The sequence below is a fragment of the Mucilaginibacter sp. P19 genome, from assembly GCF_050632265.1.
In the GTDB taxonomy this organism is placed as follows: domain Bacteria; phylum Bacteroidota; class Bacteroidia; order Sphingobacteriales; family Sphingobacteriaceae; genus Mucilaginibacter; species Mucilaginibacter gossypii.
In genome coordinates this window covers 277,928-292,761 of record NZ_CP192586.1, presented here as the reverse complement: position 1 = coordinate 292,761, position 14,834 = coordinate 277,928, and the positions used below count along the sequence as shown (strand labels likewise).

Annotated in this window: 9 protein-coding genes and 1 pseudogene; 9 read left to right on the top strand and 1 reads right to left on the bottom strand. The window is 44.1% G+C overall.

Going from position 1 to position 14,834, the window contains the following annotated elements; translation table 11 throughout:
- The first annotated feature begins 19 nt into the window (after window positions 1-19).
- The 3 genes and pseudogenes from ACQ86K_RS01470 (at window position 20) to ACQ86K_RS01460 (ending at window position 3,519) form a co-directional block, all read left to right on the top strand.
- On the top strand, window positions 20-1,261 hold the full coding sequence (locus ACQ86K_RS01470) for an RNA polymerase sigma factor (RefSeq protein ID WP_091172811.1): 1,242 nt from the start codon (window positions 20-22) through the stop codon (window positions 1,259-1,261).
- A 211-nt stretch (window positions 1,262-1,472) separates the two neighbouring features.
- Window positions 1,473-1,664, top strand: a complete 192-nt coding sequence (locus tag ACQ86K_RS01465; protein ID WP_090531057.1) for a hypothetical protein — start codon at window positions 1,473-1,475, stop codon at window positions 1,662-1,664.
- Window positions 1,665-1,772: 108 nt separating this feature from the next.
- Window positions 1,773-3,519 (top strand): annotated as a pseudogene (locus ACQ86K_RS01460) (sodium:solute symporter).
- A gap of 61 nt (window positions 3,520-3,580) precedes the next feature.
- On the opposite strand, the gene ACQ86K_RS01455 reads toward ACQ86K_RS01460, so the two are convergent.
- The gene (locus ACQ86K_RS01455) at window positions 3,581-4,435 is read right to left on the bottom strand and encodes a DUF2911 domain-containing protein (RefSeq protein WP_091172818.1); all 855 of its coding nucleotides are present in this window, start codon (window positions 4,433-4,435) and stop codon (window positions 3,581-3,583) included.
- A gap of 166 nt (window positions 4,436-4,601) precedes the next feature.
- Between ACQ86K_RS01455 and ACQ86K_RS01450 the strand changes: the two genes are divergently transcribed.
- The 6 genes from ACQ86K_RS01450 to ACQ86K_RS01425 all read left to right on the top strand — a co-directional run bounded on the left by ACQ86K_RS01450 (window position 4,602) and on the right by ACQ86K_RS01425 (window position 14,533).
- Window positions 4,602-5,789: a class I SAM-dependent rRNA methyltransferase gene (locus ACQ86K_RS01450; RefSeq protein WP_091172820.1), complete on the top strand. Its 1,188-nt coding sequence runs from the start codon at window positions 4,602-4,604 to the stop codon at window positions 5,787-5,789.
- A gap of 522 nt (window positions 5,790-6,311) precedes the next feature.
- The gene (locus ACQ86K_RS01445) at window positions 6,312-9,485 is read left to right on the top strand and encodes a SusC/RagA family TonB-linked outer membrane protein (protein ID WP_091172823.1); all 3,174 of its coding nucleotides are present in this window, start codon (window positions 6,312-6,314) and stop codon (window positions 9,483-9,485) included.
- 13 nt (window positions 9,486-9,498) lie between these two features.
- Window positions 9,499-11,409: a RagB/SusD family nutrient uptake outer membrane protein gene (locus ACQ86K_RS01440; RefSeq protein ID WP_091173132.1), complete on the top strand. Its 1,911-nt coding sequence runs from the start codon at window positions 9,499-9,501 to the stop codon at window positions 11,407-11,409.
- Between the two features lie 13 nt (window positions 11,410-11,422).
- On the top strand, window positions 11,423-12,172 hold the full coding sequence (locus ACQ86K_RS01435; protein WP_091172828.1) for a DUF3823 domain-containing protein: 750 nt from the start codon (window positions 11,423-11,425) through the stop codon (window positions 12,170-12,172).
- A gap of 175 nt (window positions 12,173-12,347) precedes the next feature.
- Entirely contained in the window at window positions 12,348-12,806 is a 459-nt protein-coding gene (locus ACQ86K_RS01430) for a hypothetical protein (protein WP_431199662.1), read from the top strand.
- Between the two features lie 200 nt (window positions 12,807-13,006).
- On the top strand, window positions 13,007-14,533 hold the full coding sequence (locus ACQ86K_RS01425; RefSeq protein WP_431199661.1) for a hypothetical protein: 1,527 nt from the start codon (window positions 13,007-13,009) through the stop codon (window positions 14,531-14,533).
- Window positions 14,534-14,834: the final 301 nt, after the last annotated feature.

The following is a 14,834-nucleotide window of genomic DNA, read 5'->3' as shown; positions in this document are numbered from 1 at the left end:
AGGCATTTTATTTTAACCTATGCAACCCCAAGAACTTTTACCTCACCTGTTCCGCACCGAGTACCGGAAAATTGCAGCAGTGCTTTGCCGCCTTTTTGGTATTGAACATATTGAAATTGCCGAAGATATTGTGAGCGACACCTTCCTTTCAGCCACTGAAAATTGGAGCCTGAAAGGTTTACCTGATAATCCGACGGCATGGCTTTATACCGTTGCAAAAAATAAAACCAAAAATTACCTGAAACGGGATACGATTTTTAAGCAAAAGCTTTTGCCCGAAATAAAATATACTACCGACAGCACAGGCGAAATAGAGATCGACCTGTCTGCCAAAAACATAGCTGATAGCCAGTTGGCCATGATCTTTACGGTTTGCAACCCGGTTATTTCGGCCGAGTCGCAGGTAGCGCTTGCCCTTAACCTGCTTTGCGGTTTTGGCGTACAGGAAATTACCGATGCTTTTTTAGCAAACAAGGAGGTGATATACAAACGGATAAACCGCGCAAAGGAAAAACTGAAAGAAGCCGGAATCCAGATCCAACAGCCAAACCTTAGCGAGATCGGCAACCGGCTGGAAACTGTTTTAACAACCATTTACCTGCTGTTTTCTGAGGGATATTACTCAATCTCCCAAAATGTCACCCTCCGTCGTGATCTTTGTGCAGAAGCTATGCGGCTTAATTACCTGCTTATTGAAAATCCGGCCACCAATACCCCTGCCGTAAATGCACTTTTTGCGCTGATGTGTTTCCACGCGTCGCGGTTTGAGGCCCGCACCAATGATCATAGTGAAATGATCCTTTATGATGATCAGGATGAATCACTTTGGGACAGGGACCTGATCAACAAAGGTATCCATTACCTGAACCAGGCTTCAACCGGAACTTCAATAACTAAATATCACCTCGAAGCCGGCATTGCTTATTGGCATACCTTTAAGGAAGATGCTGCCGAAAAATGGGAAAATATATTACAGCTATACAATAGCCTCCTCATGCTGGAGTATTCGCCCATCGCCGCGCTGAACCGGACATTTGCCCTTGCCAAAGCCAATGGAAAACCGGCTGCAATAGCCGAAGCCGAAAAACTGAACCTAAGCAATAACCACTTTTATTTTTCGCTGCTGGGCAACCTGTATACCGGCATAGATAATCAAAAAGCCTTACAGCATTACGAAACAGCTATGAACCTGGCTACTTCTGCAAATGATAAGGCAACTATGGCGGAAAATGTTGAGCGGTTAAAAAACTTGCAGGAATAGCCTTTTCACAATAGTTGAAAGGGTATTGGTTCATGCATACCGCAAAGCTATTGGCATATTTACAACGATAGTGAATTTAAAGCCGACCGGACACCGAATGAATAATTGTCGTCATTTATGAGCTTTTAAAAACACACAATCCTTTTACAAAACAAACTTTGGTAAAATTCAATTAATCACCTATTTTTGCTGCAATCATATACATAACATCATGGGACACCATAAAGAAGAAAAAGAAAACTTTGATTACATATACTATTTGGTAGGATTAATCTCTGGCTTATTTGTAGGCGGTATTATTGAAAAAGGCTTTACCTGGATTTTTGTAGGTGGTGTTTTAGGGTTGTTAACTGCTGCTGCATATATCGCCGTGTTAGTTCGTGGCCGTAATGAAGAGGCCTGATCCTGACCTCCCTTCATTCATAAAAAATTGGAACCAGTTTTACGGCATTGTTGCCGCGTGGCTGGTTTTTTTAGTTTTAGTATTCTGGCTCATTACCAAATTCTTTGAATGAGTTTAACCGACTGGATTGTTTTAGGCCTTACCATATTTTCTATAGTGCTTTATGGCATATGGAAAAGCGGCAATAATAAAAATATCGACCAGTTTTTGATGGGCAGCCGCTCATTGCCCTGGTACCATGTAGGCTTATCGGTAATGGCTACCCAGGCAAGTGCTATTACCTTTCTTTCGGCGCCGGGCCAGGCTTATTCAGACGGAATGCGTTTTGTGCAGTTCTACTTCGGGCTGCCCCTGGCCATGATCGTACTTTGCATCACCTTTGTCCCCATTTTCCATCGCCTTAAGGTTTATACTGCTTACGAATTTTTGGAACAGCGTTTTGATCTGAAAACCCGTGCACTCACATCGTTCCTCTTCCTGGTTCAGCGCGGCCTTTCAACCGGCATTACCATTTATGCTCCGTCTATCATCCTCTCAACCATATTAAATATTAATACGGTTTACACTACACTGTTTATAGGCGGGCTGGTAATTGTTTATACCGTTTATGGCGGTAGTAAGGCTGTGTCATATACGCAGCTATTACAAATGAGCATTATTTTTACGGGGATGTTTTTGGCAGGAGTATTGGTTGTTTACCTGTTGCCCGGCAATGTAAGCTTCATGAGCTCGCTCAAAATGGCCGGTAAAATGGGCCGTATGAACGTGATAGACTGGAAATTCGACCCTAATAACCGTTATACAGTTTGGAGCGGATTGATCGGGGGCTTCTTTTTACAGCTTTCCTATTTTGGTACAGATCAAAGCCAGGTTGGCCGTTATTTAACCGGCAGCTCAGTAGGGCAAAGCCGCCTCGGGTTGATCATGAATGGCCTGATCAAGATCCCGATGCAATTCCTGATCCTGCTGATAGGGGTGCTGGTTTTTGCGTTTTACCAGTTTAACCGCCCGCCAATGTTTTTTAACCAGTATGAGGTTAAACAAATTCGAAAAAGCGTTTACGATGCGGAATACGACCATCTCAATCAGCAATATGGCCAGGCTTTTGAGCAAAAAAAGATCAAGGCTAACGAGTTGATAAAAGCCATCGACAGTAAAAATGAAGACCGGATCGGTTATGCCAAAGATCAATTAAAGGTGGCCGACACTAAGGCCCGCCTCATCAGGCAAAACGCCATTGAACTGATGAAAAAAATAACCCCAAGGCCGATGATAACGATACCAACTACGTATTCCTTACCTTTGTTACCCAGTATCTGCCCAAAGGTTTGATAGGATTACTGATAGCCATTATTTTTCTGGCCTCTATGGGCTCAACCGCCAGTGCTTTAAATTCATTAGCATCAACCAGTGTGGTTGATATTTACAAACGCATTGTTAATCCCAACGCCACAGATAAGAATTATTTAAATGCATCGCGCCTGGCAACGGTGTTTTGGGGCCTGGTTTGCATTGGGATGGCCCTTTACGCCAGCCGCATAGGTAACCTGCTCGAAGCCGTGAATCAATTGGGCTCCTATATCTACGGAACCATCCTTGGAGTGTTCATAGTGGCCTTCTATCTTAAAAAATAAAAGGGACTGCGGTATTTATAGCGGCAGTTATAACGGAAGCAATTATTTGTATCCTGGGCTATTTTGATGTAATCGCTTATTTGTGGCTCAATGCTATCGGTGCACTTCTGCTGATAGTAATTGCGGTGTTGATCAGCGTGGCAGCCCCTCTAAATCTCCCCCGGTTGGGGAGACTTTCTGAATATTATCAATTCATAAAAGAAAATCGCCATTTCCTATAAAAAACAGCGATTTTCTTTTTAAAGCCCTCCCCTTCCGGGGAGGGTTGGGTGGGGCTTAGGGCTATCGCTTAGCCTGATCCAGGGCTTCCTGGTTTAAGCGGGCGTATTCTTCATCTTTGTCGGCGTTGGCTAAGGCAATACCGGCTTCTGCAGCTGCTATAGCGCCAGCTTTATCGCCTTTACGCAGTAACAAACGCGACTCCCATAGCTTATACCATGGGCCTTTAGGCTCAATTTTTTCGGCTTCGTAAACCCAGCCAAGGGCTTTATCAACGTCTTTATGGTTTTCGTAGTAGTATTGTATGGCGTTGAAATAGTATGGTTTGCGGTCGCCTTTCATCAGCTCATCAATATTAGCTGTAATTTTGGCGTCGTCATCAGTTTCCATGTGGATATAGGCCGCGGTTTTGTCCCAAACCAAAACAAGGTCGGTTGATTTGGTAGTTGTATTAACAAAAGCCATAGTAAATGTTTCGCGTTTTTCGCTCACGCGGATTGGCTTGATATTAAAACGCAGAAAATCCTGGTCTTGCTTGTAGCTGTATGCACCCCATTGTTTTACAACTTTGTTTAAGACGATAGTCCATTCGCCTTTAGTTGGGATGCTGAATAGCGAATAAGTGCCTGCAGGTACAGGGTTACCTTCAATTACAACTTTTTCGGTAAAGGTAATGGTAGTAGCAGCGTTGGCACCGGTGCGCCAAACTTCGCCGTAAGGGATAATGCCCCCGAATATTTTGCGGTCTTTAACATTTGGACGGGAATAAGTGATGGTTATTTTCCCTAACCCGAAATCCTGGATAATGGTTTGAGTTGAGCTGGCCTCAGGTATGCGGGGAATCTGGGCGTATGATTTTGAGCTAAAACAACAGCACGCTATCAGCATACTGAACAGGAGTACGTAGGTTTTTTTCATGATTATAGTTTTCGAATCTAAGATACCAAATGTTTTAATGCAGATATTATTGTGTATGACGTAAAAATATTTTCAAGGTTTAGGCACCTTCAATGTAAATACGGAATAAATGAAGGGCGCGTTGCTGCAAAGCTAAAATTGCCAGCGCTTTATTACCTTTGCACCCATGATTGACGTTATATTAAAGAAGGGTAAAGAAAAAGCCGTACTGCAAAGGCATCCCTGGGTATTTTCAGGGGCGATTGAAAAAGTAAAGGGCAAACCTGCCAATGGCGATGTGGTTCGCTTAGTGAATACACAGGGCGAATTTATGGCCTATGGCTTTTATAACGATCAGTCGAGGGTGACTTTACGTTTGCTGGAGTGGAACAAGGATGTAAAGGTAAACGAAGCGTGGTTTCGCGAAAAAGTAGCAACCGCGGTTAAAAGCCGTGCTAACATATTGGCTAACGGTACCAATACCTGTCGTTTAATTTTTAGTGAATCGGATTATCTGCCGGGGCTAATCGTTGATAAATATGCCGGCCATTTGGCAGTGCAGGTACTTACCTCGGGTATTCAAAATGTAATGCCCGTTATTATTGATGAACTAAAAAAACTGCTCAATCCCGAAAGTATTTCGGATAAAAGTGATAATGCTTCACGAGCCCACGAAGGGCTGGCCGAAGCTGAGAATAAAGTACTTGCTGGCAGTCCGCCGCCTGAGCTGGTTGAGGTGTTAGAAAACAACGTTATTTACGGTATCAATATCACCGAAGGCCAAAAATCCGGCTTTTATTGCGATCAGCGCGATAATCGTCATGTGTTGGCCATGCATGCAAAAGATAAAAAAGTACTGGATTGCTTTTGCTATACAGGAGGTTTTACCCTTAATAGTCTCAAAGAAGGCGCGGCATCAGTAACCAGCGTAGACAGCTCGGCGTTAGCTATTGAAACGCTGGCCGAAAATATCAGGCTGAATAAACTGGATGCAACCAAACACACGGCTATTAAATCCGACGTGAATGTGCAGTTGCGTAAATTCAGGGATGAGGGCGAGAAGTTTGATGTTATCGTACTCGATCCGCCTAAATATGCGCCATCACGCTCGGCGCTTACCCGGGCTTCAAGGGCTTATAAAGATTTAAACCGTTTGGGTATGCTGCTGCTTAACGAAGGTGGCTTGCTGGCAACCTATTCCTGTTCGGGCGCTATGGATATGGAGACCTTTAAGCAGGTAATTGCCTGGGCTGCGCTTGATGCCGGTAAACAGGTTCAGTTCATTTACCAGTTCCATCAACCCGAAGACCATCCGGTACGTGCTTCCTTCCCCGAAGGCGAGTATCTGAAAGGTTTGCTTTGCAGGGTGTTTTAGTCGCCCTAACCCCCTAAAGGGGAATTTTTGTAGAAGGCCTGTGTTGCTAAGCAAAACAGGCCTTCGGCGTTTAACGCTGCCGCGGGCTTTTAAGTGCGAAAAATAAACCATGTCATTGCGAGGCGCGGAACGGGAATGAGCGAGGGTGCGACGTGGCAATCGCATGCTATACAGGGCGGCCTTGCTTTCGTGCGATTGCCGCGCTATCGCTCGCAATGACATGTTTTTTGTTCATTTCATAAACCGGTCATTATGTGCACCACAGGTTACGCTACCGCTAAACCTGCGGTAGTCTTTCTTTAGTTAACCCTCCATTCGCTTAAAAAAGCGGTTAATTTTTGTGCGGTTAATAAAATTTTAGTCCAATTAACCCCTTTTTTAACCCTTGTTTTAATACCACCCGCTATATCATTGCTGTGCCAAATGGAAAGCATGATATGTATTGAACGGGTTTAACCATCCCTGTTTAATGGTTTTTGCTTCCCTTTTGGCAAGAGTTATAAACCCATTAACCAATTATTTATGTACGAAAATTTTACCAATTTGGATGGGTGCCATCGCATCCGTTATCGTGCTAAAATTAAAGGGATGCTTCAATGCTGCATAACCGCCCTTTTATTTTTAGCCATGTGGACTTCGGCTTTTGCTCAGGGCAGCAAAATAACCGGTGTAGTAAATGACGAGCATGGGCAGCCACTGCCCGGTGTAAGCGTTAAGCTTAAAGGTACGCCTAACGGTACAACTACTAATGTTAACGGCCAGTTTAACATCAATGCCGAACCAAGCCAAACGCTGGTTTTCACTTTCCTGGGTTACGTTGCACAGGAAGTAAATGTAGGTAATCAGAAAAGCATCACCATTAAGCTACAGCCAAACGCCACCAGCATGAACGAGGTGGTTGTGGTAGGCTATGGCACCCAGCGTAAAGCAACGGTGACCGGATCAGTTGCATCAGTTACCAACAGCGAAATCGTGACTACCAAAAACGAGAATGTGCTGAATATGCTTGCCGGTAAAGTGGCTGGTGTACGGATCACCCAAAACACATCTGAGCCGGGTTCATTCAGCAATGCTTTTGATATCCGTGGCTTTGGTAACCCGTTGGTGGTTATTGACGGGATTCCCCGCGATAACATCAGCCGCCTTGACCCTAACGATATCGAAAGTGTTTCAGTACTGAAAGATGCATCTGCTGCTATTTACGGTGTACGTGCTGCAAACGGCGTGGTTATTGTAACTACTAAGAAAGGTAAAAAAGGTGCGGTTGACCTTAATTATTCAGGTACCTATGGCTGGCAGATTCCATCCTACATGCCAAAACCTGTTGGCGCTGTTGATTTCATGACCCTGGTTAACGAGCAGTTGCTGCACAACGTAAACGGTGGACAAGTGAAATATACCGATGCCGATTTTGCCGCTTATAAAAACGGTTCAAAGACCAGTACCGATTGGTATAGCCCTGTTTTTGCTAACAGCGCTCCCCAGCAACAGCATAACCTGAATGCAACAGGCGGTACCGATAACAGCAGCTATTTTGTTAGTATGGGTATCACTGATCAGGACGGCTTTTTCAAAAGCGGCGACCTGAACTACAAAAAATACAACCTGCGCTCAAACCTTACCACCAAAATCAATAAAAACCTAACCATTGATGTAAACCTGAGCGGCACCATCGAACAAAAAAATCAACCTTACCAGGATGCCTGGTGGATCATCCGCTCATTCTGGAGGCAGGTTCCTACTCAAAGTATCTATGCCAACAACAATCCGGCTTACCTGAATAATGGCGAGGTTGATGGTTCAAACCCTGTTGCAATGGCCGATGCCAATGTTGATGGTTATAAACAAATCGCCAACAAATGGTTACAATCTTCGGTATCTGCAACGTACAATGTGCCTTTTGTACCGGGTTTAAGTGCTAAGGGCTTGTATAACTACGATTACTATTTCTCAAGTAATAAAATTTATCAGCGCTCATATAACCAGTATAACTATGACGCTAACAGCAATTCTTATCAGGCAATAGCTAACCAAACACCAGGTTCACTCACACGCCAGTTTTATGAAAAGCCAAGTACCTTAATGCAGCTTTCATTAAATTACGCTAAGCAGTTTAAAGGGGGGCACAACATTAGTGCATTAGCGCTTTATGAAGAAGGTGAACAAAAAGGAGATAACTTTAATGCACAACGTCAGCTATCGCTTCCAGTTGATCAGCTATCGGCGGGTAACGCTTTAAATCAAACTGCAACGGTTGATGGCGGCTGGCCTTATGACTATGTAAACAAATCATTTGTTGGTCGTGTAAACTACGATTACAAATCTAAATATCTGGTTGAGTTTAGCTTCAGGGATGATGGCAGTTCCAAAAATTCTCCGCTTAAGCGTTGGGGCTTTTTCCCGGGTGCATCGGCAGGTTGGAGAATCTCACAGGAAAACTTCTGGAAAAATACATCAGCTCTTTCTTTTATCGACGACCTGAAGATCCGTTTATCATATGCTAAACTGGGTGATGACGCCGGTCTTAACGCTTACCAATATCTTACCGGTTATAACTACCCTGCCACAGGTGACAATAACAGATTGCCTCCGGGATCAGTGTTTGACGGTACTTTTGTTAACGGCGCACAAAGCCGTGGCATCGCCAATCCTTATATTTTCTGGTATGTTGCTAAAACTTATAACGCAGGTATCGACTTACAGGCCTGGAACGGTTTGTTAGGCTTAACTGTTGATGCCTTCAGGCGCGACAGAAGCGGCTTGCTTGATACCCGTGCCGATAACCTGCCGGGTGTTGTAGGTGCCGGTTTACCACAGGAAAACCTTAATAGCGACCGTGCCCAGGGTTTTGATATCGAAATAAATCATCGTTACCACATTGGCAGCTTTAACTATTTTGTTAAAGGTACATTCGGTTATACCCGTACACAATGGATCAGCAAGGTTCACTCTGCTTATGGTAACTCACAGCTTAACTGGCATAACAATAACGACAATCGTTACAATAACATATTCTGGGGTTACGGAGCTAACGGCCAGTTCCAGAATTACCAGCAGATCCTGAACAGCCCGCAGTTTGTATCACGTAACACAGTAGTTGGTGACTACATTTTGCAGGATTGGAACGGTGATGGTGTGATCAACGATCAGGACGTACACCCGATAGCACAAAACGTAAGTAACAACAACTACAGCGTACCTTCAACTACATTTGGTTTAACACTGGGCGGTTCATACAAAGGTTTTGATATCAATACCGTATGGCAAGGTGCTACAGGCATCAACGTATCATACATTGAGCAATTAAATATCCCGTTATGGGGTGGCGGTAGCGCCTTGGGTATGTTTATGGACAGGTACCATCCAACCGATCCTAAAGCCGATCCTTATGATCCAAACACTGTTTGGACTCCGGGTACTTTTGCGCTTACCGGTACAACAGCTAACACCAACTCACTGTCAAACATTCACAGCGCAGCTTATGTAAGGTTGAAATCTGCCGAGATTGGCTACAGTATCCCTGCCGCAGCCGCTAAAAAGGTGGGTATTAAAGGTGCAAGGATCTTTGTTAACGGGTACAATATTTTAACCATTACAGGTTTGAAATACCTTGACCCTGAGCACCCATCGGCCAACTACGGCTATTTATACCCCTTAGATAAAATTTATTCAATCGGTGTAAATGTTAAACTATAATCCATTACAGATCATGAAAAAATACACATATACGATATTGGCTTTTTTACTTTGCTGGACAACGGCATGTAAAAAGCTGGATACCCTGCCCCCAAGCATTGTTAAGGACGATGACGTTTTTGCAACCGCCGCGGGTATTCAGGCCTACATGTCACGCATGTACAGCGAATTGCCTATTGAAGACTTCAGATATTCGCCCGAAAGAGGCTTGAATATGTTCTGGATCATCAGCCCTACAAGTGCCACAACCGGCGAGGCTTTAAGCCGCGACCAGAATGGATCAATGCAGGAAAATACAGGCCTTTCAACCTGGGGCGATTGCTACAGGGTTATCAGGGATGCCAACTATTTTGCAGAAACCCTGCCTAAATATGCAAGTAACTTTACCAGCGACCAGGTAAATAACTGGTTGGGTGAAGCAAGGTTTGTGCGTGCGGCTACTTACTTCGCACTGGTTAAACGTTACGGTGGTGTACCACTTGTTGATAAAGTGCTTAACTACCCGGAGCAAAGTATTGAAGAATTAAAAATCCCCCGCTCGTCTGAAGAAAAGATCTATGATTTTATCGGTACCGATCTGGATTATGCCTACACTAACCTTCCCGAAACTAATCAGGCAGGCAGGGCCAGCAAATATGCAGCTGCCGGTTTCAAATCAAGGGCAATGCTTTATGCCGGTACAATAGCCAAATACAACCAGATCACATTGGTTGATGGCGGCGGTAACAGGCTTTGCGGTATCCCTGCGGCAAAAGCGGTTACTTACTTTAAAGCAGCTTATGACGCCGCGGCATTACTTGATGGTAAATACAGCTTATACAAAAAAGCATGGGCTGCAGGCGATAAAAATGCGCAGTACCTAAACTACGTGAATATGTTTTTTGATGCATCAAGCCCTGAAAACATATTTGTTCGCCAGTATCACTATCCTGAATCGGTACATGGTTATGATGCCTATAATGTGCCACGCCAGTTGATGGGTGCTAATGGTTACTCATCCGAAGTTAACCCTACGCTGGATTTTGTGGAGCTGTTTGACGGCTTCCCTAAAAATGCTGATGGTACCATCAAAACCACAACGGGTGGAAAATACGATCTGTACACCAACACTGTGGACATATTTGCCAATGCCGAACCAAGGCTAAGGGCAACCGTAGTTTTGCCGGGTGATGTAATGAAAGGTGTAAGCATTGAAATTCGTAGGGGGATTTATACTGGTCCTACAGCAGGTGGAATCAGTCCGCTGTTGCCTGCAGGTTCAACTGCTCATTATCCAACTGATAACATTGTGCAATCGGCAAATGCCAGCCAAACGCCATATAAATTGCCAAACGGCACAACCATGAACCCTGCCGGCTTAAGCGGTTATTTCACCGGAGATGGTACCAATTCTGTTTCCGGGTTCTCTATCCGTAAATATATCGTACCGGATAAACCAACATCTGAAGTGTTGGAAAACCGATCTGATCAAACCTGGATCGAATTACGTTATGCCGAGGTATTACTTAACCGTGCCGAAGCTGCTGTAGAGCTGAACGCATTGGGCCAATCAGATAAAAGCTATTTACAAGATGCCTTTACCCAGATTAACGCTATTCGTGAGCGTGCTGGTGCCGACCTGTTAACCGGTACTGCCGACCTAAGCATTAACGTGGTACGTAAAGAACGCAAAAAAGAGCTTGGTTTTGAAAACAAACAATACTGGGATATGCGCCGCTGGAGGGTTGCTGATAAAGAACAAAACAGTACTATTTACCGCACGCTTATGCCTTTCTATTCGGCCAATGATGGTAAGTATTTCTTTGATGCCCGTTTAGACGAACGTAACTCAAGGTACACTTTTGACGTGCGCTGGTACTACGAGCAGATTCCACAGGGCGAGATCCAGAAAAGCCAGAATTTAATTCAAAATCCGGGTTATTAATTTTAAGAGAGAGATGAAAAAACTATTTTATAGCATAGCATTAAGTGTATTGGTTGCTGCAGGCAGCTCATGCAAAAAGGTTGATAATTATGCCGCTCCCAATGTTACCCTAAAGGGTACCGTAACCGATGCTGGTAATGGTAAAAGCCTGCAAACAGAGCAAGGTTCCGGCACCCGGATCAAATTATTGGAGATAAGCTGGAGCGCTAACCCAACCCCTTTTTATATATCCTCATTTCAGGATGGTACTTATCAAAACACCAAACTGTTTGCAGGTAAAAATGTAATTTCGGCCGAGGGCGCTTTTGTGCCATTGGTGCAGGTTGATAATACCGGCAAAACCATTGTTGATAAAAGCCAAACGGTTGATGTTAAAGATGTAACCACCGTAAACTTTTCGGTTGAGCCATTTTTGCGGATAGAGTGGGTTGGCGATCCTGTTTTAAATGCTGATGGCACCATAACTACCAGCTTTAAAGTTACCCGGGGTACTGCCGATCCTAATTTTCAGCAAAACGTAAGTGATGTGGCTGTATTTGTTAATTCAAACAATTACGTAGGCAATAATAACTACGATAACCGCTACACACCTAAGCTGGGCGGTAATGATGCAAATAACTCGGTTGGTAAAACTCTTAGTCTTACCACACTTGGTGGTGCATTGCCGGGTAAAAGGAGTTATTTCATCCGCGTAGGTGCAAGGGTTTCCTATGGCCTTAATTATTATAACTATACCGACGTTAAGGAGGTAAAGGTTCCGTAAAAAGAAATAAATACCTGTGTGAGGGGGAGCCGGCAACGGTTCCTTCCAACACAGTTTTATAAAATATAACATCGCTAAGCCAATAGTACTTTTCGCAAGTCAAAGTCTTGTTTTTTGACTTTCAACTAAAGACTGGGGATTGAAGACTGAACGGCATTATTATTAAAACTACATTATGAAGAATACGCTGCTTTTTTGTTGTGGACTTGCCCTTGCTGCCAGCGCCTATGCGCAGGATTCTAACCCTAAACCGGCTTCCCTGAAAGAGAAAACTGCTTTTCAAACCAGCAGTCCCTGGAGGCCCGAAATTGATGTACGATCGGACATTGCCATTGTTTATGGTACCAACGATCATCCAAACATGACCTTTGAGCAACGCGTTAAATCATGGCGCGACCGTGGCTATGACGTAAATTTCATGACCGGCATTGCCTGGGGCGATTACAAAGATTACTTTTTAGGTAAATGGGATGGTAAAAACCACCTTGGCGTAGGGCAGGTAACTCAAAGAGGCGATACAATTTTCCACGGGAAGGATATGCCTTATGTTGTGCCCGATGATTCGTTTATCGAATACATGAAAACCGCCGTAGTTAAACGGGTGATAGACGTTGGTATCACCAACATTTTTTAGAAGAACCAGAGTTTTGGGCCCGTGCCGGGTATAGCGCCGGCTTCAAAAACCAATGGCAAAAATATTACGGCTTCCCATGGAAACCGCAGGACGCATCTCCTGAAAATACTTACTTATCAAACAAGCTAAAGTACAATCTGTATTATGAAACTATAAAACAGGTATCATCATACGCCAAAGAGTACGGCAAAAGCAAAGGCATGAACATTAAGGTGTTCATTGCTACACACTCACTGGTAAACTATTCATCATGGCAAATTGTTAGTCCGGAGGCAAGCCTGGCTTCGTTACCGGGTATCGACGGATATATTGCCCAGGTATGGACAGGTACTTCGCGTGAGCCTACGTATTTTAACGGCGAAAGAAAAGAGCGTGTATTTGAGAATGCCTTTCTTGAATATGGTTCGGTAGTATCCATGACGGCCCCAACCGGGAGGAAAGTATTTTTCCTCACCGACCCGATTGAAGACCGTGTACACGACTGGAGCGATTACAAACGCAACTACCAGGCTACCTTTACCGCTAAACTGTTATACCCTATGGTTGCCGATTACGAGGTAATGCCATGGCCCGAAAGGATCTATACGCACCCCTACCCGGTATTGGGTACTAATGAAAAAACACTGATCCCCCAGTTTTACTCAACCCAGATGCAGATCATGGTGAACGCGCTGAACGATATGCCTGTTTCAACCAACAAAGTATCTGGTGTTAATGGAATCGGTGTGCTGATGAGCAATACACTGATGTTCCAGCGTTTCCCTACACATAACGGCTTTGAAGATCCGCAGTTCTCTAACTTCTATGGTCAAACGCTGCCACTGGTAAAGCGCGGTGTGCCGGTACAAACCGTACACATGGAAAACCTGGGTTATGCCGCATCGCTTAAGGATATTAAGGTTTTGGTGATGAGCTATTCGAACATGAAACCTGTATCAGCCGAAGTTCACGAGCAACTGGCTGCCTGGGTTAAACAGGGCGGTGTATTGATTTATGTTGGCAGGGATGATGACCCTTACCAATCGGTAATGGAATGGTGGGATACCAAAGGCAATAATTTTAAAGCGCCATCACAGCACCTGTTTAAACTGCTGGGTATAAACTCAACCGGGAATGATCAGCGTTTTGCTGTTGGCAAAGGTACGGTTTATGTACTGAGGCAAAACCCCAAAGAGTATGTAATGCAGGCTAATAATGATGATAATTTCATCAAAACTGTAAAGCAAGCTTATGAAAAAGATGCCGATGGTGGTAAGCTAAAATTTAAAAATAGCATGTACCTGGAGCGTGGTCCGTATGATATTATTTCGGTAATGGATGAAAATGCCGATAGCAAGCCATATATGGTAAAGGGCCCGGTTATCGATCTGTTCGATCCGCAATTGCCGGTACTCGCCGAAAAAACGATCAATCCAAATGAGCAAGCCTTATTGTATGTAGTTAAGCGTGTTGCGGATAAAAAACAACCACAAGTATTAGCTTCGGCCTCAAGGGTTTATGATGAGGTTATAACGGAAAACAGCTACAGTTTTGTAGCCAAAAGCCCGATTAATACATTAAACAGCGCCCGGATCTTATTGCCGGCGCAACCGAAAGAAACAGTAGTTACCGATAATACAGGAAAAACCATAGCTGATGTAAAATCCTCGTGGGATAAATCATCAAAAACCTTGTACCTGGGCTTTGCCAACAGTCCCGAGGGTATTAAGGTGAGCATTAAATGGTAAAAGAGTCTTTTTGAGAGAGAGTTGATTTATGCTTCCGTACGCGAAATCTCGCGTGCGGAAGTTTTTTTGAAAAGAGATTCCGTAATTCGCTCAAAAAATTTGTCCTTGTGTTGATAACGGCTATTCGGAAGATTTTTTAATTCCCTCCCTTGGGAGGGGTGCGGTGGAAAGTGTTGTGGCGGGGAGGGGTTTGTAGGCTTTGCTAATGAATATGCATGGTGATTAACCCCTCCTTACACCCTCCCGAGGGAGGGAATCGCGCAATCCCCGTTTTAAATTTCTTTGAGTACCGATAATACTG